At 59.4% G+C, this 23,422-nt stretch carries 22 protein-coding genes; 12 read left to right on the top strand and 10 right to left on the bottom strand.

All coding sequences use genetic code 11. The features are described 5' to 3' along the window. The 5 genes from ACIOZM_RS00110 to ACIOZM_RS00090 form a co-directional block, all read left to right on the top strand. Window positions 1-204, top strand: a 204-nt coding sequence (locus tag ACIOZM_RS00110) for a hypothetical protein (RefSeq protein WP_401207962.1), incomplete at its 5' end; no start/stop codon positions are given. Between the two features lie 41 nt (window positions 205-245). Further along, on the top strand, window positions 246-1,424 hold the full coding sequence (locus ACIOZM_RS00105; RefSeq protein ID WP_401207960.1) for an MFS transporter: 1,179 nt from the start codon (window positions 246-248) through the stop codon (window positions 1,422-1,424). A 166-nt stretch (window positions 1,425-1,590) separates the two neighbouring features. Next, the gene (locus ACIOZM_RS00100; RefSeq protein WP_401207957.1) at window positions 1,591-2,280 is read left to right on the top strand and encodes an HPP family protein; all 690 of its coding nucleotides are present in this window, start codon (window positions 1,591-1,593) and stop codon (window positions 2,278-2,280) included. A gap of 223 nt (window positions 2,281-2,503) precedes the next feature. Further along, window positions 2,504-3,610 (top strand): enoyl-CoA hydratase/isomerase family protein, encoded by a 1,107-nt coding sequence (locus ACIOZM_RS00095; RefSeq protein ID WP_401207954.1) that lies wholly within the window; start codon window positions 2,504-2,506, stop codon window positions 3,608-3,610. Window positions 3,611-3,613: 3 nt separating this feature from the next. Continuing rightward, complete coding sequence (locus ACIOZM_RS00090; RefSeq protein WP_401207951.1) at window positions 3,614-4,765, top strand: acyl-CoA dehydrogenase family protein; 1,152 nt, start codon at window positions 3,614-3,616, stop codon at window positions 4,763-4,765. Window positions 4,766-4,870: 105 nt separating this feature from the next. Here the strand turns inward: ACIOZM_RS00090 and ACIOZM_RS00085 are convergent, their stop codons facing one another. The 6 genes from ACIOZM_RS00085 to ACIOZM_RS00060 all read right to left on the bottom strand — a co-directional run bounded on the left by ACIOZM_RS00085 (window position 4,871) and on the right by ACIOZM_RS00060 (window position 11,922). Then, window positions 4,871-5,644 carry an enoyl-CoA hydratase gene (locus ACIOZM_RS00085; protein ID WP_401207948.1) on the bottom strand — a complete coding sequence of 258 codons (774 nt, stop codon included), beginning with the start codon at window positions 5,642-5,644 and terminating at the stop codon, window positions 4,871-4,873. A 110-nt stretch (window positions 5,645-5,754) separates the two neighbouring features. Continuing rightward, on the bottom strand, window positions 5,755-6,882 hold the full coding sequence (locus ACIOZM_RS00080; RefSeq protein WP_401207945.1) for an acyl-CoA dehydrogenase: 1,128 nt from the start codon (window positions 6,880-6,882) through the stop codon (window positions 5,755-5,757). Between the two features lie 140 nt (window positions 6,883-7,022). Continuing rightward, window positions 7,023-8,216, bottom strand: coding sequence for an acetyl-CoA C-acyltransferase (locus ACIOZM_RS00075; RefSeq protein WP_401207943.1), 1,194 nt, complete (start codon window positions 8,214-8,216; stop codon window positions 7,023-7,025). Between the two features lie 12 nt (window positions 8,217-8,228). Beyond that, entirely contained in the window at window positions 8,229-8,990 is a 762-nt protein-coding gene (locus tag ACIOZM_RS00070; RefSeq protein ID WP_401207941.1) for an SDR family NAD(P)-dependent oxidoreductase, read from the bottom strand. Window positions 8,991-9,006: 16 nt separating this feature from the next. Next, window positions 9,007-10,671: an AMP-binding protein gene (locus tag ACIOZM_RS00065; RefSeq protein WP_401207938.1), complete on the bottom strand. Its 1,665-nt coding sequence runs from the start codon at window positions 10,669-10,671 to the stop codon at window positions 9,007-9,009. A 234-nt stretch (window positions 10,672-10,905) separates the two neighbouring features. Continuing rightward, window positions 10,906-11,922 (bottom strand): AraC family transcriptional regulator, encoded by a 1,017-nt coding sequence (locus tag ACIOZM_RS00060; protein WP_401207935.1) that lies wholly within the window; start codon window positions 11,920-11,922, stop codon window positions 10,906-10,908. Between the two features lie 310 nt (window positions 11,923-12,232). Here ACIOZM_RS00060 and efeU point away from each other — a divergent pair, with 310 nt between their 5' ends. From efeU to efeO (ACIOZM_RS00040), 4 genes are read left to right on the top strand one after another with little or no spacing between them, the layout of a single operon-like run. After that, window positions 12,233-13,081, top strand: coding sequence for an iron uptake transporter permease EfeU (gene efeU, locus ACIOZM_RS00055; protein ID WP_401207932.1), 849 nt, complete (start codon window positions 12,233-12,235; stop codon window positions 13,079-13,081). 8 nt (window positions 13,082-13,089) lie between these two features. Beyond that, window positions 13,090-14,289 (top strand): iron uptake system protein EfeO, encoded by a 1,200-nt coding sequence (gene efeO, locus ACIOZM_RS00050; RefSeq protein WP_401207929.1) that lies wholly within the window; start codon window positions 13,090-13,092, stop codon window positions 14,287-14,289. A gap of 17 nt (window positions 14,290-14,306) precedes the next feature. After that, a complete protein-coding gene (gene efeB / locus ACIOZM_RS00045) occupies window positions 14,307-15,605 on the top strand; it encodes an iron uptake transporter deferrochelatase/peroxidase subunit (RefSeq protein WP_401207926.1) in 1,299 nt (432 codons plus the stop codon). Between the two features lie 33 nt (window positions 15,606-15,638). Next, complete coding sequence (efeO, locus tag ACIOZM_RS00040) at window positions 15,639-16,463, top strand: iron uptake system protein EfeO (RefSeq protein ID WP_401207923.1); 825 nt, start codon at window positions 15,639-15,641, stop codon at window positions 16,461-16,463. Window positions 16,464-16,595: 132 nt separating this feature from the next. Here the strand turns inward: efeO (ACIOZM_RS00040) and pssA are convergent, their stop codons facing one another. Continuing rightward, a complete protein-coding gene (gene pssA / locus ACIOZM_RS00035; protein ID WP_401207920.1) occupies window positions 16,596-17,939 on the bottom strand; it encodes a CDP-diacylglycerol--serine O-phosphatidyltransferase in 1,344 nt (447 codons plus the stop codon). Between the two features lie 206 nt (window positions 17,940-18,145). Between pssA and ACIOZM_RS00030 the strand changes: the two genes are divergently transcribed. Both ACIOZM_RS00030 and ACIOZM_RS00025 read left to right on the top strand, forming a co-directional pair. Beyond that, window positions 18,146-18,709, top strand: a complete 564-nt coding sequence (locus ACIOZM_RS00030; protein WP_401207917.1) for a TetR/AcrR family transcriptional regulator — start codon at window positions 18,146-18,148, stop codon at window positions 18,707-18,709. A gap of 55 nt (window positions 18,710-18,764) precedes the next feature. Beyond that, window positions 18,765-19,244, top strand: coding sequence for a DUF1348 family protein (locus tag ACIOZM_RS00025; protein WP_401207914.1), 480 nt, complete (start codon window positions 18,765-18,767; stop codon window positions 19,242-19,244). A 122-nt stretch (window positions 19,245-19,366) separates the two neighbouring features. On the opposite strand, the gene sfnG is transcribed toward ACIOZM_RS00025, so the two are convergent. Further along, window positions 19,367-20,449, bottom strand: coding sequence for a dimethylsulfone monooxygenase SfnG (gene sfnG / locus ACIOZM_RS00020; protein WP_401207911.1), 1,083 nt, complete (start codon window positions 20,447-20,449; stop codon window positions 19,367-19,369). A 358-nt stretch (window positions 20,450-20,807) separates the two neighbouring features. On the opposite strand from sfnG, the gene ACIOZM_RS00015 reads away from it, so the two are divergent. Next, window positions 20,808-21,587, top strand: a complete 780-nt coding sequence (locus ACIOZM_RS00015; RefSeq protein WP_401207908.1) for a TSUP family transporter — start codon at window positions 20,808-20,810, stop codon at window positions 21,585-21,587. On the opposite strand, the gene nudC is transcribed toward ACIOZM_RS00015, so the two are convergent. Both nudC and ACIOZM_RS00005 read right to left on the bottom strand, forming a co-directional pair. Next, window positions 21,555-22,385 (bottom strand): NAD(+) diphosphatase, encoded by an 831-nt coding sequence (nudC, locus tag ACIOZM_RS00010; RefSeq protein WP_401207905.1) that lies wholly within the window; start codon window positions 22,383-22,385, stop codon window positions 21,555-21,557. The genes ACIOZM_RS00015 and nudC overlap by 33 nt on opposite strands. A 6-nt stretch (window positions 22,386-22,391) precedes the next feature. Next, window positions 22,392-23,204: a crotonase/enoyl-CoA hydratase family protein gene (locus tag ACIOZM_RS00005; protein WP_401207902.1), complete on the bottom strand. Its 813-nt coding sequence runs from the start codon at window positions 23,202-23,204 to the stop codon at window positions 22,392-22,394. Window positions 23,205-23,422: the final 218 nt, after the last annotated feature.

Here is a 23,422-nt window from a genome sequence, read left to right as displayed (position 1 = left end):
GTACGTACGGAAAAACCTGTGGGAGCTGGCCTGCCAGCGATTAAGGCGGCGCAATCTCCCACAGGGATCGTCGGTACGACCGAAAAACCTGTGGGAGCTGGCCTGCCAGCGATGAAGGCGGCGCAATCTCCCACAGGGATCGTCGGTGCGACCGAAAACCTGTGGGAGCTGGCCTGCCAGCGATTAAGGCGGCGCAATCTGTAGCCGAACACAAGAACAACTGAAATAAGGACATTCGCACCACCGTGGCCACTTACTCGCTCGTTATCCGCCGCCTGATGATCGTCTCGCTGACCATTGTCGTCAGCCGCGCCATCACCAGCCCGCTGCTGACCTTGTTCCTCAGCCAGAAACTGGGGCTCAATCAACAGGACGTCGGCCTGCTGCTGGGCATCGCGGTGTTCATCGCCACCCTGCTCGCCCTGTACGGCGGTTACATCATCGATCGTCTGGAAAAGCGCCGGCTGCTGATCCTCGCCATGCTTTCCAGCGCCATTGGCTTTGTGTTGCTGACGTTCGCCGAAAATCTGTACCTGACCACCGCAACACTGGTGATCACCGAAACCGCTTCAGCACTGTTCCTGATCGGTTCCAAGGCGATCCTCAGCGAGAACCTGCCGATCAGCCAGCGGGCCAAGGCCTTTTCCCTGCGCTACACCCTGACCAATATCGGTTACGCCACCGGCCCGATGCTCGGCGTGGTGATTGCCGGGGTCTATCCGATTGCACCGTTCCTGATCGCGGCGGCCATCGCCGCCGGCAGTATTTTCCTGATGATCGGCATCCCGAAAGATGGCCCGGTTGCCGCCATCGGCCAGCCGCAGAGTTTCCTGAAAACCCTGATCACCCTGAAAAACGACCGCACGCTGATCATGTTCACCGGCGGCTGCCTGCTCAGCACCGTGGTGCATGGGCGCTTCACGCTGTATCTGTCGCAATATCTGCTGGTGGTCGAAGACTCGAAACGAGCGCTGCAAACCATGGCCGCCCTGCTCGCCTGCAATGCGATCAGCGTGATCCTCCTGCAATACCAGATCGGGCGTTTTCTCAACCGCGAGAAGTTGCGTTTCTGGATCGCCGGGGGCACGAGCTTGTTCATCCTCGGCCTGATCGGTTTCAGCATTGCCGACAGTCTGCTCAGTTGGTGCGTGGCGATGTTCATCTTCACTTTGGGTGAGATGATCATCTATCCGTCAGAATTTCTCTTCGTCGACACCCTGGCCCCGGAAGAACTGCGCGGCAGCTACTACGGCGCTCAGAACCTGGCGGCGCTGGGCGGCGCATTGAGCCCGGTGATTTGCGGATTCCTGTTGATGCACACCCCGGCACCCACCATGTTTTATGCCTTGAGCGCGTTGACCGCGATGGGTGGATTCCTGTGTTTCATGAGCGGTCGGCGCGTGGCAATGCAGAAAAACCTTTAACCTCAAAAATATTGCACTCAACCTGCATTTATATGAATTTGTCAGCATCGAATTTGAACGGCACACTGTGCACGTTCCTCCCCCAATAGTTGGAACACTTCGAGGGCTTTCCGAAACGGACAAGTCCTTTTTTTTGCCCGGATTTTGTCGTGAGGTTCAGATTCACATGCTTGCTCGCTGGTTGCCTGCCGCTATCAATACTCGTCCCTCGGAATGGAGCCGCGCGGCTATTGGCATGGCGCTGGGCACACTGTTCAGCGTCTGGGTCTGCAGTCAGGTGTTCGGGGTGGAAGTCGCCTATCACTTGATCGGCCCGTTGGGTGCCTCGGCGGTGCTGCTATTCGCCGTTTCCTCTGGTGCGCTCGCCCAGCCATGGTCGATCATCGGCGGGTATTTGACTGCCGGCATCGTCTCGCTGCTGGTGGCTCACGTACTCGGCCGAACCTTGGGTAGCGCCTGTCTCGCGGCAGGCATGGCATTGATTCTGATGTGCTGGCTGCGTTGCCTGCATCCGCCGGCCGGAGCCTTGGCGCTGACGCTGGTACTGGCTGATCCGGCGACCGTCGCGATGGGCTGGAAAGCCCTCGAACCGATAATGCTCGCTGCCGCCTGCATGCTTCTAAGCGCCCTCGCCTACAACAACCTGACACGCATCCGCTACCCGAAACGTCCGGCGGAGCCGGCACCCGTGAGCGCTATCGTCGACAGCCAGGCAATCACCGCCGAGGATTTGAAACTGGCGCTGGCCGACATGGAAGCGTTCATCGACGTCACACCGGAAGACCTTGAACAGTTGATCCACGCCAGCGAACTGCACGCCAAGCGGCGCAGCATTGGCGAAGTGTTTTCCCGCTAAGCCTGGAAGATCAAAAGATCGCAGCGTGCCGCAGCTCCTACATGAACACGGTGTTCCTGTTGGAGCTGCGGCACGCTGCGATCTTTTGATTTTTAGCTAAGGTAAAAACGCAGACAGCACCTGCAGATATCCCGGTTGTACACGGCAAATTTGCACTGTTACGATCCGGTAACGCTCGCGCGCGAGCTTCTCGAATAAAGACAATAAAAGCAGGGAGTTAGTGATGACTGCTCAGGTTTCATCCCCGCGGACGCCGTCCATGGATGCCATGCAAAACGAAGTGCTGGCCGAGGTTCGCAATCACATCGGTCACCTGACACTGAATCGCCCCGCCGGCCTCAACGCCATCACCCTCGACATGGTTCGCCAGTTGCAGCAGCAGCTCGATGCCTGGGCCAGTGACAGCAACGTGCGTGCAATTGTCCTGCGCGGTGCCGGTGAAAAAGCTTTCTGCGCCGGGGGCGATATTCGTTCGCTGTACGACAGTTTCAAAAGCGGCGATACGCTGCACGAAGATTTCTTCGTCGAGGAATACGCCCTCGACCTGACGATCCACCATTACCGCAAACCGGTCCTCGCCTTGATGGACGGTTTTGTCCTCGGCGGCGGCATGGGTCTGGTGCAAGGTGCCGATCTGCGGGTGGTTACCGAGAAGAGCCGTCTGGCAATGCCGGAAGTGGCCATCGGGTATTTCCCGGATGTCGGCGGCAGCTACTTCCTGCCACGTATTCCCGGCGAATTGGGAATTTATCTGGGCGTCAGCGGCGTGCAGATCCGTGCCGCCGATGCGCTGTATTGCGGCCTCGCCGACTGGTATCTGGACAGCAGCAAACTGGCCAGCCTCGATCAACAACTCGATCACCTCGAATGGCACGACATGCCGCTCAAGGACTTGCAAAACCTGCTGGCCAGACACGCGGTGCAAACCCTGCCCGACGCACCGCTGGAAACCTTGCGTCCGGCCATCGACCACTTCTTCGCCCTGCCGGATGTGCCGAGTATCGTCGAGCAACTGCGCGCAGTGACCGTCGCCGATACGCACGAGTGGGCAACCGCCACCGCTGATCTGTTGGACAGTCGTTCGCCACTGGCGATGGCGGTGACTCTGGAGATGCTGCGTCGCGGCCGGCACCTGAGTCTCGAACAATGTTTCGCCCTTGAACTGCATCTGGATCGCCAGTGGTTCGAGCGCGGCGATCTGATCGAAGGCGTGCGCGCCTTGCTGATCGACAAAGACAAAACGCCACACTGGAACCCGCCGACCCTCGCTGCGCTGGACGCTGCACACGTCGCGAGTTTCTTTGCCGGTATCGATGAGAGCGGGAGCTGAGCCATGCACGATCTCGAATTGACTGAAGAACAAATCATGATCCGCGACATGGCCCGGGACTTTGCCCGTGGCGAAATCGCGCCTCACGCGCAAGCCTGGGAAAAGGCTGGCTGGATCGATGATGGTCTGGTGGCAAAAATGGGCGAGCTGGGTCTGCTGGGCATGGTCGTCCCCGAAGAATGGGGCGGCACCTACGTCGATTACGTCGCCTATGCCTTGGCCGTGGAAGAGATTTCCGCCGGTGACGGCGCGACCGGCGCGTTCATGAGCATTCACAACTCGGTCGGTTGCGGCCCGGTGCTCAACTACGGCAGCGAACAACAGAAACAGACCTGGCTGGCGGATCTGGCCAGCGGCCAGGTGATCGGCTGCTTCTGCCTGACCGAGCCACAGGCCGGTTCCGAAGCGCACAACCTGCGCACTCGCGCCGAACTGCGCGACGGCCAATGGGTAATCAACGGCGCCAAGCAATTTGTCAGTAACGGCAAGCGAGCGAAACTGGCCATCGTGTTTGCGGTGACCGATCCGGACCTGGGCAAGAAAGGTATCTCGGCGTTTCTGGTGCCGACCGATACCCCGGGTTTCATCGTCGACCGCACCGAACACAAGATGGGCATCCGCGCCTCCGACACCTGTGCGGTAACTTTGAGCAATTGCAGCATCCCCGAGGCTAATCTGCTCGGTGAGCGCGGCAAAGGCCTGGCCATTGCCCTGTCGAATCTTGAAGGCGGACGCATCGGCATCGCCGCTCAGGCATTGGGCATCGCCCGTGCAGCGTTTGAAGCGGCGCTGGCCTATTCGCGCGATCGCATACAGTTCGGCAAGCCGATCAACGAACACCAGAGCATCGCTAATCTGCTGGCTGACATGCACATGCAACTGAACGCTGCACGGCTGATGATTCTGCACGCGGCGCGTCTGCGCACGGCGGGCAAACCGTGCCTGTCGGAGGCTTCGCAGGCCAAGCTGTTCGCATCGGAGATGGCCGAGAAGGTTTGCTCATCGGCGATTCAGATTCATGGCGGGTATGGGTATCTGGAAGATTACCCGGTCGAGAAGTACTACCGCGATGCGCGGATTACCCAGATTTATGAAGGGTCGAGCGAGATTCAGCGGATGGTGATTGCCCGAGAACTGAAAAACTACCAACTATAAAAGAACAAGCATCGCCAGCAGGCTGGCTCCCACAGGGAGTTTGTGAGCACCACGGTTCCCCTGTGGGAGCCAGCCTGCTGGCGATAGCGTCAGTGAAAACGCCAATTATTTACCCTGAAACTCCGGCGGCCGCTTGGCCACAAACGCTGCCATCCCTTCCTTCTGATCCTGCGTGGCAAACGCCGCATGGAACACCCGACGCTCAAAGCGCACGCCTTCAGCCAGATTCACCTCAAAGGCACGGTTGACGCTTTCCTTGACCATCATCGCAATCGGCAGCGACTTGCTGGCAATCACCGCTGCAACTTTCAGTGCTTCGTCGAGCAGCTCATCACTCGGCACGATCCGCGCGACGATGCCGCAACGTTCGGCTTCCACTGCATCGATCAGGCGCCCGCTCAAGCACATTTCCATGGCTTTGGCCTTGCCCACGGCGCGAGTCAGGCGCTGGGTGCCGCCCATGCCCGGCAGCACGCCGAGGTTGATTTCCGGTTGACCGAATTTCGCATTGTCGCCGGCCAGAATGAAGTCGCACATCAGTGCCAGTTCACAGCCGCCACCGAGGGCAAAACCGTTGACCGCAGCGATGATCGGTTTACGGCGATTGGCCACGCGGTCGCTGTCGCTGAACAGGTCATCCATGTAGATCTGCGGATAGGTCAGCTCGGCCATTTCCTTGATGTCGGCACCGGCAGCGAACGCCTTTTTCGAGCCGGTGATGACGATGCAACCGATGTTCGCATCCGCTTCCAGACCATCCAGCGCCTGATTCACTTCACTGACCAGTTGCGCGTTCAAGGCGTTCAGCGCCTGCGGACGGTTCAGGGTGATCAGACCGACGCGGCCGTGGATTTCCAACAAAATGGTTTCGTAATTCATAACTCTCTCCTGAACAGACTCAACTCTGTAGGAGCTGCGGCACGCTGCGATCTTTTGATTTTGCTCTAGAAGATCAAAAGATCGCAGCGTGCCGCAGCTCTTACAGAAGCTTAAAGATTGCGCGAAATGACCATGCGCTGAATGTCGCTGGTGCCTTCGTAGATCTGGCAAACGCGCACGTCGCGGTAGATGCGCTCCAGCGGGAAATCGTTGAGATAACCGTAACCACCAAGGGTTTGTAACGCCATCGAGCAGACTTTCTCGGCCATCTCAGAGGCGAACAGCTTGGCCATCGACGCCTCGACCAGCGCTGGCTGACCACTGTCCCGCAATGCGGCGGCGTAATGCACCATCTGCCGGGCGACGGCGATTTGGGTCGCCATGTCAGCCAGACGGAACGCCACTGCCTGGTGTTCGATGATCGGCTTGCCGAAGGTGTCACGCTCGCGGGCGTAATCCCGGGCGGCTTCGAACGCAGCACGGGCCATACCCACCGATTGCGAAGCGATACCGACACGCCCGCCTTCAAGGTTGGCCAGGGCGATTTTGTAGCCTTCGCCCTCTTCGCCCAATCGGTTGGCCACCGGCACTTTCACGTCTTCAAAGAGGATCTGGCAGGTGTCCGAGGCGTGCTGGCCGAGCTTGTCTTCGACGCGCGCGACTTTGTAGCCCGGCGAGTCGGTCGGCACGATGAACGCAGTGATTCCGCGCTTGCCAGCGCTCGGGTCGGTGACCGCAAACACGATCACGATCCCGGCGTTTTGCCCGGAGGTGATGAACTGTTTGCAGCCGTTCAGCACGTAGTGATCGCCCTCCAGCCGCGCCCGGGTTTTCAGGCTACTGGCGTCGGAACCGGCCTGCGGTTCAGTCAGGGCGAAGGCACCGAGCATGGCGCCACTGGCCAACGGTTTCAGGAAGCGCTCGCGCTGGTCGTCGTTGCCGAACTTGAGGATCGGTACGCAACCCACCGAGTTATGCACGCTCATGATCGTCGAGCAGGCGCCGTCACCGGCAGCGATCTCTTCCAGCGCCATGGCGTAGGCGAGATAACCGGTGTCGCAGCCGCCCCACTGCTCTGGCACCAGCATGCCAAAAAAGCCCAGTTCGGCCATTTCGCCGATGGCTTCCTTGGGGAAACGGTGCTCGCGATCCCACTCGGCGGCGAACGGTTTCAGGCGTTCCTCGGCGAATTGCCGGGCCATGTCGCGGATCTGTTGTTGGTCGTCATTGGGAATCATGGTGAATCCTTAAAGTCCGGTTACGGCGCAGAACCTGTGGGAGCGGGCTTGCCCGCGATTGCGGTGGGTCAAACAACGAAATGCTGACTGACACGACCTCATCGCGGGCAAGCCCGCTCCCACAGTGAAAAGTGTTGGCCTTAGTACACGCATTCCACGGCCATGGCCGTGGCTTCGCCGCCGCCGATGCAGATCGCTGCAACGCCGCGCTTCAAACCCTTCTGGCGCAATGCCGAGAGCAACGTCACCAGAATCCGCGCGCCCGACGCACCAATCGGATGCCCTAGCGCACACGCGCCGCCATGAATATTCAGCTTGTCGTGGGGGATTTCCAGATGAGTCATTGCCGCCATCGCCACCACGGCAAAAGCTTCGTTGACCTCGAACAGATCAACCTGATCCAGCGACCAGCCGGTTTTCTTCACCAGTTTCTTGATCGCGCCAATCGGCGCCACCGGGAACAGCCCCGGAGTGTCGGCAAACGCTGCATGGCCGTGAATCACCGCCAGCGGTTTCAAACCGAGTTTCTGCGCTTGCGACTGACGCATCAGCACCAGCGCCGCAGCACCGTCGGAGATCGAACTGGAGTTCGCCGCCGTCACCGTGCCGCCCTCGCGGAACGCCGGTTTCAGCGATGCAATCTTGTCCAGTTTGGCTTTTGGCGGCTGCTCGTCGTGACTGATCAGCACTTGCTCCTTGCCGACCGTCACGGTCAGCGGGACGATTTCGTCCTTGAAGCTGCCGTCCTTGATCGCCTGCTGGGCGCGGGTAGTCGAGGCGATGGCAAAAGCGTCCTGCGCTTCACGGCTGAAATCGTTGGTCTCGGCGCAATCCTCGGCGAAGGTGCCCATCAGGCGGCCCTTGTCGTAGGCGTCTTCCAGACCGTCGAGGAACATCGAGTCGAGCACCCGGCCGTGGCCCATGCGGTAACCGCTACGAGCGCGATCCAGCAGATACGGCGCGTTGGACATGCTTTCCATGCCACCGGCAATCACCACATCGGCGCTGCCAGCGAGCAGCATGTCGTGAGCAAGAATGGTCGCTTCCATGCCCGAGCCGCACATCTTGTTCAGGGTCGTGCAGCGCGTCGATTTATCCAGCCCGGCACCCAGCGCAGCCTGACGCGCAGGCGCTTGGCCAAGCCCGGCGGGCAGGACGCAACCGAACAGCACTTCATCGACTGCGTCGCTGGCAACACCGGCACGCTCAACCGCGGCTTTAATTGCAGCAGCACCGAGTTGCGGCGCAGTCAGACTTTTCAGTTCGCCCTGAAAACCACCCATCGGGGTGCGGACGGCGCTGACGATGACAATTGGATCGTTGGCAGTGGTCATGACAAATACTCCTTACTTGGCGGCCATGCGCAAGGCGCCGTCGAGACGGATCACCTCGCCGTTGAGCATGCTGTTTTCGATGATATGCCGAACCAGCGCCGCGTACTCTGCAGGCTTGCCCAGACGTGGCGGAAATGGCACGCCAGCCGCCAGCGAATCGCGGACTTCCGGGGTCATGCTAGCCATCATCGGCGTTTCGAAAATGCCCGGGGCGATGGTCATCACGCGGATGCCGAAGCGCGCCAGTTCACGGGCGGCGGGCAAGGTCAGGCTGGCGATCGCGCCTTTCGACGCGGCGTATGCAGCCTGGCCAATCTGGCCATCGAACGCCGCTACCGAGGCGGTGTTGATGATCACGCCGCGCTCGCCATCGGCATTGGCTTCGCTTTCGGCAATCGCCGCCGCAGCCAGCCGCAGCATGTTGAAACTGCCGATCAGGTTGACGTTGATCACCTGACTGAAACTCGCCAGTGCATGCGGGCCGTTCTTGCCGAGGATCTTCTCGCCACGGACGATGCCGGCGCAATTGACCAGACCGTTGAGGCTACCGAAGGCTTTCAGCGTGGCCTGCACAGCGGCTTCGGCAGCGGCTTCGTTGCTGATGTCGGCGACCACGCTCTGCGCGCCGAGACGCTCGGCCTGCGCGGCAACCGCTTCGGCGTTCATATCCACCAGCATCACTTTGGCACCAGCGGCTACCAGCAATTCAGCGGTGGCGGCACCGAGGCCGGACGCGCCGCCAGTGACGATAAAAACCTTGTTCTCGATCTGCATGACTGTTTCCTTGGATTCAAGCTGAAACGTTGTTCGCGGTGGCCTCTTGAGCCTTGGCGATTTCCTGGTTGCGCAAGATAAAGCGCTGCAATTTGCCGCTTGGGGTTTTCGGCAACTCGCTGACAAATTCGATTTCACGCGGGTACGAATGCGCGGCCAGACGCTTGCGCACGTGTTGGCGCAGTTCTTCGGCCAGCTCCGGCGCGGCACGGTATTGCGTACTCAGCACCACAAAGGCTTTGACCAGTTCGGTGCGCTCCGGGTCGGGTTTGCCGACCACTGCCGCTTCGACCACGGCCGGGTGTTCGATCAACGCGCTTTCCACGTCGAACGGGCCGACGCGATAACCGGAGGTGGTGATCACGTCATCACTGCGGCCGACGAAGCTGATGCTGCCGTCCGGGTTCCACTCGACGGTGTCGCCGCTCAGGTAGTAGTCGCCGACGAAGGCTTTGGTCGGTGCGCCTTCGTAGCCGCCGAACCAGCACATCGGCGATTGCGGGCGGTCGATGGCGAGGATGCCCGGCTGGCCGATACCCAGTTCGTTGTATTGGTCGTCCAGCACCACGATGCGATGCCCCGGCGAGGCGAAACCGGCGGCGCCCATGTGGATCGGGTGTTCGAGGCCATGGTGGTTGCACAGGACCATGCCCAGTTCGGTCTGGCCGTAATGGTCATGGATGACCACGTCGAGGTTGTCGGCGAACCAGCGGATCACTTCCGGGTTCAGCGGCTCGCCGGCACTGCTGACGATGCGCAACTTGCCCTTGATCGACTTGGCGAAGTCATTGCCGCCGGCAATCAGTAAACGGTAGGCGGTCGGCGAGCCAGTGAGGTTGGTGATGCCGTATTTGTTGATCACCCGGCAGGTGCTTTCGAGGGTGAACGGGCCATCGTAAAAAGTGATCGGATGCCCCATCGACATCGGCCCGGTAACGCCGAAATAAATGCCGTAGGCCCAGCCCGGATCGGCGACATTCCAGAACGCATCTTCCGGGCGCAGATCAACCGCGTCGCGGGTGTAACTCTGGAACGCGACGATGGCTTTGAGCGGGACGGACAAGGCTTTCGCCGGACCGGTGGTGCCTGAGGTGAACATCAGCAGAAACGGGTCTTCGCCGGTCAGCATCACTGGTTCGCAGACGCTGGAATAATTGGCCAGTTCGGCCCAAAAACTGAAATCGCCACGGACAATGCCCTGGCCTTTGGCACCACCGACGGTTACCACGGTCGGGCAATCGGCGACTTCCGCGAGTTTCGAGCGGTTGACCGCGTCACTCACCACAACTTTGGCGCCGGAGCTGTTCAGGCGATGTTCGAGCGCTTTGGGGCCGAACGCGGTGAACAGCGGCTGATACACAGCGCCGATGCGCCAGGTGGCGAACACGGTAATGAGCAATTCGATATTGCGCGGCAGCAGGCCGGCGACTGTGTCACCCTTTTGCACGCCTTGGGCGAGAAGGAAATTGGCGAAACGCGCCGCTTTGTCTTGCAGGTCATTGAACGTGTAAGTCGCGCTGGAGCCATCGCGGCCTTCCCAGAACAACGCAATGCGCCCCGGCAACGCGTGACGGTCGCAACATTCGACGCAGGCGTTGAGCGCCTCAAGCGAGCCGCTGAGTGCGGCGTCCACGGTGCTCTGATAGCTGAACTGTTTGGTGGCAGACAAGTAATCGCGCATTGCCAGAATCCCTCTGTGTTTTTATTAGGCTGGGAACCGTAAACAACACAGGGATACTCGCTCTGCGGCGGGCATCGGGCAATGGTCAAAGCCATCAAATTGGCTGACTGGTTTGGCCAAGATTTTCAGGGCGCCCCTGTAGGAGTTGCGGCACGCTGCGATCTTTTGATTTTGCTTTTTGAAGAACAAGATCAAGAGATCGCAGCGTGCCGCAGCTCCTACAGGAATGCGTCGCTAGACCGCTTCGTTCAGAATCAAACTGCGATAGTGCCCCGGATTCGATCCCGACCACTTGCGAAACGCCTTGTAGAACGAACTCGCATCGGCAAACCCAAGCCGCGCAGCAATTTCGGCAAAACTGATCGAAGGCTCCGCCAGCCAACTGATCGCCAGTTCCTTGCGCACGCTGTCCTTGAGGCCCTGATAGGTCTGCCCTTCCTCGGCCAGACGTCGGCGCAGAGTCGAGGCCGACATGCACAGTTGCTGAGCCTGTGCTTCGGTTTCCGGCCACTGCTCGGCGGGTAACTGCCGCAAATCGTGTTTGATCCGGCTGGCAAGGCTTTGCGGATCGCGATACTTCACCAGAATGTTGGCCGGTGCATGGGCCAGGAAGCGCTTGAGTTCTTCAACGCTGCGCTTGATCGGCAGATCGAGGCAATCGGCAGCGAAAATCATCCGCGTACGCGGACGGTCGAAACGCAGGTTTTCCGAGAACATCACCTGATAATCGTCGCAGAAATCCGGCGCCGGGCAGCGCAATTCGATGGCCAGAATCGGAATCCGCCGCCCTGCCAGCCAGCAGGCAACGCCGTGGACGATCATCCAATAGGTGAAATAGGTGAATGCGCGGCGGGGTTCGGCATCGTCCTCGAGCAAAACGATTTCCGCGAGGCTCTGCTGATGCAGTAATTGCGCGGGCATGCGTTCCAGCATCAATGACAGGAAATTCAAACCTGTGCTCAGACCGGCAGCAAGGGTCGGCTGGGCCATGGCGCTGCGGCAGAGAAATTCCAGGCTGCCGGACTTCAACTTGCGTGGGTCCATGCCAAAGAACTCGTCATCACCGCGTCGGGCCAACAGACGCCAGAGGCGTGCGTACTGCGAGGCAGGCACCCGCCCCTGCTCACTTTGCAGCAACAGCGGATCGATCCCGACCTTGCGCAAGACTTCGTCCGTGCCCACGCCCGGGGCACAACTCTGCAATAGCGCTTCACGCACCAGTTGGATGGCGATGGTGTCTTTTTCCGACATGGAACGCGGTGATTCCTGTTGTTTTTGAATGCCCGGCATCTTACCGCAGATCCCTGTGGGAGCCAGCCTGCTGGCGATGGCGGTTGTTCAACCACTGCCATGTTGCATGTGTCGACCTTATCGCCAGCAGGCTGGCTCCCACATTGGATTTGAGGTGCGGCATCCACACCGGCATCTGCGCCTACATGAGAATGGTTGTTCTTCAGGCTCGTTCAGCTCACGTTCAGCTAAATGTCAATCAACGGCATATGGGAATGAGTGTCATTATGTTACAAATTGCGTACTCACCCAGAACACTGATGGATACCCAATGCTCGTTCCCTTTCTGATCATGCTGCGCGAAGGCATCGAAGCCGCGTTGATCGTTGGCATCATCGCCAGCTACCTGCAACAGACCGGCCGTGGCCAATGGATGCCCGCCGTGTGGATCGGCGTGTTCCTCGCCGCTGCACTGGCGTTGCTGGTCGGCGGTGGCCTGGAACTGGTCAGCGCTGAATTCCCGCAAAAGCAGCAGGAACTGTTTGAAGGCGTAGTTGGCCTGGTCGCCGTGGGGATTCTCAGTTCGATGGTGTTCTGGATGCGCAAAGTCGCACGTTCGATCAAACATTCGCTGCAAGCCTCGCTGGATCATGCACTGACCAGCTCCAAACATCAGGTCATCGCACTGATCGCCATGGTGTTCTTTGCAGTTGCTCGTGAAGGTCTGGAGACGGTGTTCTTCCTGCTTGCGGTGTTCCAGCAGAGCGAAGGCCCGGGCGCGCCGATCGGTGCGTTGCTCGGTCTGGTGCTGGCAATCATCGTCGGTTTCCTGATCTACAGCGGCAGCATGCGCCTGAACCTCTCGGCGTTCTTCAAGTGGACCGGGTTGTTCATTCTGGTGGTCGCCGCCGGGATTCTCGCCAACTCGGTGCAGGCCCTGCATGAAGCCGGGCTGTGGAATCACCTGCAAACCGTACTCTTCGACTTCAGCGCGACGCTGCCGATGGACGGCCCGTTGGGCTCGGTGCTGGCCGGCATGTTCGGTTATCAGGATGCGCCGACCGTCAGCACCTTGGGTGCATATCTGATTTATCTGGTGGTGGCGTTGGTGATGTTCTTCTATCCCGCCGCGCCGGCCACACCGACAACTGCCAAATCGACTTCCGCTTCCAGCCAATAAGGGCATTCATGTCAAAGCCTACTTCTCCTCAGGCCTCGCCTCCCCGCGCCTTGCGTTGGGCGGTGGCCGGCTCGGTGGTCGTGATGATCGCCGCCGGTGGCCTGTTCTACTACGCCTCGAAAATGGCCGCAGCCAAACGTCAGCTCAACCATGACGAAGTGGTGGTGAACATTCATTCCCACAGCTGCGAGCCGAACGCCCTGACCGTCCCGGCGGGCCGCGCCAGTTTCCGCATCGTCAATCGCTCCGACCGGGCGGTGGAATGGGAAATTCTCGACGGCGTGCTGGTAATCGAAGAACGGGAAAACATTGCTCCCGGCCTGAGTCAGGTGATCAACGCCAACCTGCAACCCGGCGACTACACCATCACTTGTGGCTTGCTGAGCAACCCGCGCGGCACATTGCACGTGACGCCAACCGCCGCCTCCGATGCCGCCGCCAAAGCCAAGCCGTCGATGGTTGCCTTCGTCGGGCCGCTGTCGGAATTCCGCGTGTATCTGGCCAGCCAGGGCAGCGTGCTGATCAAAGCGGTGACCGCGCTCAATCAAGCAATCGAAAGCGGCGACCTGGCCCAGGCACAAGCGCTGTACCTGCCGGCGCGCGCGGCTTACCAACGGCTGGCCCCGGCAGCTCAGCGTCTGGCCGAACTGGATAACAACATCAATGCCCGCGCCGATTACTTCGAAAAACGCGAGCAAGACCCAGCGTTCGTCGGCTTCCACCGCGTCGAATATGCACTGTTCCAACAACGCAGCCTCAATGAACTAGCGCCAGTTGCGCAGCGCCTGCTGACCGACGTCACCACACTCAAGCAACAACTGCTGGCCCAGACGCTGCCACCGGAACAACTGGTGAGCATCGTCGTGCGCAACCTCAACACCCTTGCCGACGTGCGCGCTGCCAGCGGTGAAGAAGAACGCTACAGCCACAGCGACCTCAACGGTTTTGCCGCCAATCTGGAAACCGCACACAAAGTGGTCGAGTTGCTGCGGCCGATGCTGAGCAAATCCGCCGCCGATCTGCTGCCGAAAATCGACGCCGCGTTTGCCGACTTCGATGCCGAACTCAACAGTTTCAAAGTCAAGGACGGTTACACCAGTTACGACGCAGTCAGCGGCGAGCAACGCAAACAGCTCGCCGACAAGGCCCAGGCATTGGCCGACGCACTCGATGGAATCGATCCCGCCCTCGGCCTTTCCGGCCTGTAAGCAGAAGACCAATACCGATGAAAGATTTGGAACAACTGAACCTGCAACGCCGCCGTGTCCTGATGGGCATGGGCGCCGCTGGCGTCGCGCTGGCCGGATCGGCCCTGAGTTGCCCGGCGATGGCCGCCGCACCTGCGCAAGTCACCGAAGCACCGAGCAGCGACAAGACCGAAGACCGTCACGACTTCCACGGCCCCCATCAGACCGGCATCGTCACCCCGCGTCCGGCGTCCGGCATGCTTGTGTCGTTCGACGTGCTGGCCAGCGATCGCGAGGATCTGGAGCGCCTGTTCCGCACCCTCAACGAGCGCATTGCGTTTCTGATGAAGGGCGGCCCGGTAGCGCAGATCGACCCGAAACTGCCGCCGCCGGATTCCGGCATCCTCGGCCCGGTGGTAACCCCGGACAACCTGACCATCACCGTTTCGGTCGGTGAATCGCTGTTCGACGAACGCTTCGGTCTGGCCGACGCCAAGCCCAAGCGTCTGATCCGCATGGTCGGATTCCCCAACGATGCACTGGAAGCCGATTGCTGCCACGGCGACTTGAGCTTGCAGTTCTGCTCGAACACCACTGACACCAACATTCACGCCCTGCGCGACATCGTCAAAAACCTCCCGGACCTGCTGCTGGTGCGGTGGAAACAGGAAGGCAGCGTGCCGCCGCAGGCACCGGCAAAACCGGGCGTTCCGGCGCAATCGGCGCGCAACTTTCTGGGTTTTCGCGACGGTTCGGCCAACCCGGATTCCAACAACGCCAAGACCATGGACAGCATCGTCTGGGTGCAACCGGGCAGTGATGAACCGGCCTGGGCGGCGCACGGCAGCTATCAAGCGGTGCGGATCATCCGCAACTTCGTCGAGCGCTGGGATCGCACTCCGTTGCAGGAGCAGGAAAGCATTCTCGGTCGGGTCAAAACCACTGGCGCGCCAATGGGCGGCCAGCATGAAAGCGAAGTCCCGGATTACAACAAGGACCCTGAAGGCAAGCTGACCAAGCTCGACGCGCACATCCGTCTGGCCAACCCGCGCACTGCGGCAAGCCAGGCCAACCTGATCCTGCGCCGACCGTTCAACTACTCCAACGGCGTGAACAGGAACGGCCAGCTCGACATGGGCCTGCTGTTCATCTGTTACCAGTCCGACCTGGAAAAAGGCTTCATCACCGTGCAGACCCGCCTCAACGGCGAACCCCTCGAGGAATACCTCAAGCCGGTCGGCGGTGGCTACTTCTTCACCCTGCCGGGTGTTACGAGCGACAAGGATTTCATCGGTCGCTCGCTGCTGAACGCCACACAACCCAAAACCGCTGCCTAATCAAACCAAAAAAAGTCCCATCGGAGCCGTTCCATGAAAAAGTCGCCACTCGCGTTACTGTTGACCCTCGGTATGCTCAGCACCCCGTTCTCGGCTTTTGCGGCAACCGCGCCGCTGGATCTGGTGGGGCCGGTTTCGGACTACAAGATCTACGTCACCGAACAACTGGATGAGCTAGCCAGCCACACCCAGCAATTCACCGATGCAGTGAAAAAGGGTGACCTGGCCACCGCGCAAAAACTCTACGCACCAACCCGCGTCTACTACGAGTCGATCGAACCGATTGCCGAGCTGTTCAGTGACCTCGATGCGTCCATCGACTCCCGTGTCGACGACCACGAAAAAGGTGTGAAAGCCGAAGACTTCACCGGTTTCCACCGCATCGAATATTCACTGTTCTCGGAAAAGAGCACCGAAGGCCTGACCGAACTGGCTGACAAGCTCGACAACGACGTCAAGGACCTGCAAACCCGCGTTGCCGGTCTGACCTTCCCGCCTGAAAAAGTCGTCGGTGGTGCTGCCGCACTGCTGGAAGAAGTGGCCGCGACCAAGATCTCCGGTGAAGAAGATCGCTACAGCCACACTGACCTGTACGACTTCCAGGGCAACATCGACGGTGCGAAGAAAATCGTCGACCTGTTCCGTCCGCAGATCGAAAAGCAGGACAAGGCTTTCATCGCCAAAGTCGACAAGAATTTCGCTGCGGTGAACAAGATCCTGGCCAAGTACAAAACCAAGGATGGCGGTTTCGAGACGTATGACAAGGTGAAAGACGCTGACCGTAAAGCGCTGGTCGGGCCGGTTAATACCCTGGCTGAAGACCTGTCGACATTGCGTGGCAAGCTCGGTCTGAACTGATTTTTGTAGCGCCAGCCAGGTCCTCATCGCGGGCAAGCCCGCTCCCACAGGTTCCGTAGGTGTTCACAATATTTGTGTTCACTGAAGAACCCTGTGGGAGCGGGCTTGCCCGCGATGACATTTTCAGCCCCTCTACAAAATCCGGTACAGCAACCGCTCAATCCGCACCCGACTCACGCGCTTGAGGAACTTGGCCACTGCGCCCGGGTACTCCGGCAACGTTTGCAGAGTCTGGAAGCTCTCGATACGCGTAGTGTGCTGAAAGATATTCTCCTGCTCCACACGCCGCGGCTCCAGCCACTCCCCTTTCGGATCATCAATCAACAGCGCGTTTTCCAGATCGAGCCGGAACGCACGCGGGTTGAGATTGTTGCCAGTCAGCAAGGTGTAACGCTGATCGACCCACATCCCCTTCAGGTGATAGGTATTGTCGCCGTCGCGCCACAGGTGCAGGTTCAACTGCCCACTGTCGATGTTGCGCTGATGCCGTTTGGCAAAGCGGCGCAGGCTGATCTCGTACAGGTACGGCAGCGCTGCGATCACCTTGAACGGTTCACTCGGCGGGATATAGAAGTCGTTGGCGGTCTTGTCACCGACCACGATGTCGATCTTCACGCCACGCGCCAGCGCACGGTTGATCTCGCGAATCACCCCCAGCGGCAGGTTGAAGTACGGCGTGCAGATGGTCAGTTGCTTCTGCGCACTGGCGATCAGTTCAATGATCGCCCGGTTCAACGGGTTGTTCTTGCCGACACCCAGCAACGGTGTAACTGACAAACCGTCGCGGGCAGTGCTGCCGGCGCTGGTGTCGTAGGTCGCGTGCTTGAGGCGGCTGCGTAGATCGCCAATGTCGTTGCGCAGGCTGCGAGTGGTCGGCAGATCCGGCAGGTCGAGGCGATGCACCGCTTTGGACTCGATCAATCCGTGCTTGACCAGATGATGCATCGAATCCGCCAGCTCGCGGTTCTGCAACAGGTGATAACGGTCGAAACGGTACTTGTCGAACTTATGCAGATACACGTTGTTCAGACTCGCGCCGCTGTAGATCACGCAGTCGTCGATCACGAAACCTTTCAAATGCAGGACGCCGAACAACTCGCGGGTCTGCACCGGAACGCCGTAGACAGGCACTTCACTGGCGTGAGTACGGGTCATTTCCTGATACCACGCCGAGTTGCCCGGCTGCTTGCCGGCGCCGATCAGCCCGCGCTGAGCGCGCAGCCAGTCAACCACCACGACGATTTCCAGCTCGGGGCGTTTGAGTTTGGCGGCGTGCAAGGCATCGAGAATTTCCTGACCGGCCTCGTCGTTTTGCAGGTACAGCGCAACGATATAGATGCGCCGGGTCGCTTCAGCGATTTTTTCCAGCAGGCAACGACGGTAATCGGCAGCGCCGGGCAGAATGCTCACAGCCTCGGCGGTCAGCGGAAAGCTGCGCAGTTTAGGCAGCAGAGAACGTTTGAAAAGCAACGGCATAGGGCTCGCAATGGGTCGAATCCGAAGAACCCGAGAGCTTACACCATCAACTCGTTCGGGTCTTGTTACTGTCTGTAATGGCCCCTTCGCGAGCAAGCTCGCTCCCACGGGGGAATGCATTTCAAATGTGGGAGCGAGCTTGCTCGCGAAAGCAATTCAACAAGCAATGCTTGACCAAGGAGAACGATCATTCTACTGTTCACCGCATGAACGAAATCAGCGAAAGCCCAACCCGCGACATCATTCTGGATGTCACCGAAAAGTTGATCTACAAAAGCGGCATCGCTGCCACCGGCATGGATCTGCTGGTGAAAACCGCCGGCGTCTCCAGAAAAAGCATCTACCGCTACTTCGCCAACAAGGAGGAGCTGACCGTCGCAGCCCTGCAACGCCGCGATGCGCGCTGGATGCATTGGTACCGAACCGCCGTCGATCAGGCCGAAACCCCGGCCGGCCGCCTGCTTAATCTGTTCACCGTGCTCAAGGGCTGGTTCGCCTCGGAAGGCTTTCGTGGCTGCGCGTTCATCAATACCAGCGGCGAAACCGGTGATCCACAGGACCCGGTGCGGCTGGTCGCCAAAGAACACAAACAGAAGCTGCTCGACTACGTTTGCGAGCTGTGTACCGAACATGGCGCCGAAGATCCGCAACTGTTGGCCAAGCAGTTACTGATCCTGATTGACGGCGCCATTACCGTAGCGCTTGTGATGGGTGATCACAGTGCCGCCGATAATGCGCAATGCATGGCGCGAAAGTTATTGGACCTGTAACGCCTTATACAAGCCTGACATGTTGTTCAAATGTAATTTGATCGGGAGACTGACTATGTCTACTGCAGCCCAAACACGTCCGCCATTGCCTCCTTTCAACCGTGAATCGGCCATCGAGAAAGTTCGCCTGGCCGAGGATGGCTGGAATTCCCGCGACCCGGAACGGGTATCGCTGGCCTACACCCTTGACACCCAATGGCGCAACCGCGCCGAGTTCGCCAACAACCGCGAAGAGGCCAAAGATTTCCTGACTCGCAAATGGGCCAAGGAACTGGATTACCGGTTGATCAAAGAGCTTTGGGCCTACTCGGACACACGGATTGCCGTGCGTTATGCCTATGAATGGCACGACGATTCGGGCAATTGGTTTCGTTCTTACGGCAATGAGAATTGGGAGTTCGATGACAACGGCCTGATGTTCCAGCGTTACGCCTGCATCAACGATCTGCCGATCAAGGAAAGCGAGCGAAAATTCCACTGGCCGCTCGGGCGGCGTCCCGATGACCACCCAGGTCTGAGCGACCTAGGCCTATAACGTAACCAACATTCCCCTTGTGGGAGCTAGCCTGCTAGCGATGGCGATTGAACATTCAACACCTCGTTGACTGACAATCCGCTATCGCTAGCAGGCTAGCTCCCACAAGGGTTTTGGGGTGGTCAGGCGGCCTCGGTCAATTTTCTGGCTTCCAGTTCACGCACCAGCGGCAATACCCGTTTACCGAAATACTCCACCTCTTCCTGAAAGTGCAGAAATCCCGCCAACACCAGATCTACCCCCACCGCTTTCAACGCCACAATCCGCTCGGCAATCTGCAACGGCGTGCCAATCAGGTTGGTCTTGAAGCCATCGTTGTACTGCACCAGATCCTCGAATGTCGATTTCGCCCAGTTACCCTCACCCTCCGGCGATGCCCTGCCCGCCTGCTTCGCAGCGTCGCCAAAAGCATTTACTGCTTCCGGATCGGCCTGATCAATGATCTGCGCCAACACCGCCCGCGCCTCTTCCTCAGTGTCACGGGCAATGACGAACGCGTTGACCCCGACTTTCACCGAATGATTGTTGGCAGCAGCCTTGATCCGAATGTCATCGACCTGCGCCTTGATCCCTTCGACGCTGTTGCCGTTGGTGAAATACCAGTCCGACACCCGTGCCGCCATATCCCGCGCCGCTCGCGAGCTGCCGCCCTGGAAGATCTCCGGTTTGCCCAGTGGTTTCGGTTTCAGGCTGTAGTTGTCGAAGCGGTAGAAGTCGCCACGGAAGGTGAAGTTGTCCTGGCTCCAGACGCCTTTCAGCGAGCGGATGAACTCTTCGGAGCGACGATAGCGCTCATCGTGCTCCAGCCAGTGCTCGCCGATGGCCTGAAACTCGCCTTTGAACCAGCCGCTGACGATATTTACCGCGATTCGGCCATTGGTCAGTTGATCGATAGTCGCCAGTTGCTTGGCTGCCAGCGCTGGTTGCCATGGACCCGGCAGGATCGCGGCGATCACTTTGAGTTTGCTGGTGGCGGCGAGCAATGCGTGGCTGAAGGCGACTGATTCATGTTGAAACTCGGCGCCATAACCGGCGGTAAAACGAATCTGCGTCAGGGCGTATTCGAAGCCCGCCGCCTCGGCGAGTTGCGCCAGTTTGCGGTTGTAGTCGATGCCCCAGTCGGTGCGTTGCTCGATCTTGCTGACCACCAGACCACCACTGACGTTCGGCACCCAGTAGGCGAATTTCACGGCTTGCTGACTCATTGGCGTGTCCTCGGGACTTTTCGGGAGATGAGAGAGGTAGAGCAGCAAGCGTGCCAGGCTGTGAATATCCGGTTTTGTTGGGTCCTGGAGTGGGGTTGATGTTCTGTGGAGGGGGATTTGTTGGCGGGTTGTTGTGTGGGCAACAGTTGATTCATTTGCTGGCTGCAATGCCTTCATCGCTGGCAAGCCAGCTCCCACAGGGATCGGAGTGAACAGTGATCTTGTGTACACAACAAAAACCTGTGGGAGCTGGCTTGCCAGCGATGGGGCCTTTTGGGTCGCCGCAACACCTGGAAATGAGTAACATGACCGACCTCCCCGCAGCCCCGATCTGCGCCCTGCCGAATAAGCCGATTCCATGCCTTTCGAACTCAGCGTTGACCTCACCACCCTGGCCATTCTGGCCCTCGTCGCTTTCATTGCCGGATTCATCGATGCCATCGCTGGCGGTGGCGGTCTGCTGACAACTCCGGCATTGCTCACTGCCGGTTTGCCGCCGCATCTGGTGCTGGGCACCAACAAACTCAGTTCGACCTTCGGCTCGGCCACCGCAAGCTTTACCTTCTATCGACGCAAACTGTTCCATCCTCGGCAGTGGGTACACGCAATCGTCGGCACATTGGTTGGCGCGCTGGCCGGAGCCATCGTCGCCCATTACCTGCCCGCCGAATGGCTGAACAAAATGCTCCCGGTGATCGTGTTTGCCTGCGGCGTCTATCTATTGTTCGGCGGCACGCCGAAGGCACCGCTGGACAGCGATGCGCCGATCAAAAAGAAATGGCAGTCGACCCAAGGCTTCAGCCTCGGTTTCTATGACGGTGTTGCCGGCCCCGGCACTGGCGCGTTCTGGACGGTCAGCAGCCTGCTGCTCTACCCGATCGATCTGGTCAAAGCCAGCGGTGTGGCGCGCAGCATGAACTTCGTCAGCAACATTGCGGCGCTGTCGGTGTTCGTGTTTTCCGGGCAAGTGGACTGGATCATCGGCTTGAGCATGGGCCTGTCGGTGATGGTCGGCGCATTCTTCGGGGCGCGCACCGCGATCAGCGGCGGCGCCAAGTTCATTCGTCCGGTGTTCATCACCGTAGTGTTGGGTTTGACCGTGCGTCTAGCCTGGCAACACTGGTTCAGCGTGGCCTAAGCGCCGCGCCACGTAGACGTCGATCAGGTAACGGGCAATCGATTTGGACGCCGGTAACGGCGGCAGATCGTGCACGTTGAACCACTGGGCGTCTTCGATCTCGTCTTCCTGACAGACAATCTCGCCACCCGCGTATTCGGCATGGAAACCCAGCATCATCGAATGCGGGAACGGCCAGCACTGGCTGCCCAGATACTGGATATTCTTCACCTCGATCTGCACTTCTTCGCGCACTTCACGAATCAGGCAATCTTCGGCCGACTCGCCCGGTTCAGCGAACCCGGCCAGCGTGCTGTAGACCCCGGTAACGAAACGCGGCGAGCGCGCCAGCAGAATCTCATCACCGCGGGTTACCAGCACAATCATGCTCGGTGAAATCCGTGGGTAGCTACGCAAATCACAGGGCTGGCAATACATCGCCCGCTCACGCGGCACTTGAGTCATGGCCTGACCGCAGTTACCGCAAAAACGGTGCTCACGGGCCCAGGTGCCGATCTGCGCGGCGTAACCGAGCACTTTGTAAATCGTGTGATCGCCCTCAAGCATGAACGCCCGCAGACCTTTCCAGTTGCAACCCGGCACTTCGCTGGAACTGCGCAGCTCCAGCAAATACACCGGCTCGCCATCGAGATGGCCGATGCCGTGTTCGGCGAGGATCGACAAGTCCTGGCGCTTGAGCCATTCGCGCGGGAACAGCACGCCATTGTCGTCGAACAGGAAGCCTTCGGGGCTGCGCGCAACGGCCCAGCCGCCGGGTTGATCGGTGTCCAGTACTGCGGTGGTCCAGCGAGATGTCATGGTTTCTCAGTCCAGAAATTCGGGTTTCTGTTTGCTCATATGGGCGGCCATCGCCACGCGCAAGTCAGTGGATTGCAGCATGGCGGCGTTCCAGGTGGCAACGTACTCAAGACCGTCGTCGATACGATGGTCACGCATGTAGCTGATCATTTCCTTGGTGCCAGTGACGGCAATCGGCGACTTGCCGGCGATGTCACGGGCGATGTCCATCACACCTTCAAGCAGCGCGTCCTTGTCAGCGTAAACGCGATTGACCAGACCCATGCTGCGCGCTTCTTCAGCGCCGAAGTTGCGACCGGTGTAAGCCAGTTCACGCAGCATGCCGTCTCCGATGATTCGCGGCAACCGTTGCAGCGTACCGACGTCGGCAGCCATGCCGATATCGATTTCCTTGATCGAGAATTGCGCGTCTTCGGCGGCATAACGCATGTCGCAGGCGGCGATCAGGTCGATGGCGCCGCCCAGGCAATAACCCTGAATGGCCGCAATCACCGGTTTACGGCAGCTGTCGACGGCATTGAACGAGGCTTGCAGGGTGAGAATCTTGCGCCGCAGCAGGCGTGCGTTGCGGCCGACGTCTTTGCCCAACTCATTGGCGACGCCGGCGAGCATCATCAGGTCGATGCCGGAGGAAAAATGTTTGCCGTTGCCGCTGAGCACTACCACGCGCACTTCGTCGGTGTCGTCGATCCACTGGAAAATCTCGACGATCTCGCTCCAGAACGCGGCGTTCATCGAGTTGATTTTTTCCGGGCGGTTGATCTGCACATGAGCGATGTTGTTCGCCAGTTCGACGCTGAAGGCGGTGTATTGAGTCATGGCAGTGATCCTTTACCGGGCAGAAAATGAGGCCCGAACTATAACAAGGCATCGCCACGGCGGTTCGGCCAAATGCGGGACTGGCTGAAATGCCACAGATTATGTGGAGTAATACAAATCCCCTGTAGATACTCTGTTCACGGTCAAGCTTTTGCGAGGTGTTTGTCGCTAAAAAGCTTGGCCGTATCAAAATCTTCACCCGCTTGCATGCAGGCCCA

This window comes from Pseudomonas sp. NPDC087346 (genome assembly GCF_044744235.1).
Classification (GTDB): Bacteria; Pseudomonadota; Gammaproteobacteria; order Pseudomonadales; family Pseudomonadaceae; genus Aquipseudomonas.
The sequence above is the reverse complement of the archived record's forward strand: the minus strand, read 5'-3'. Positions and strand labels throughout refer to the sequence as shown.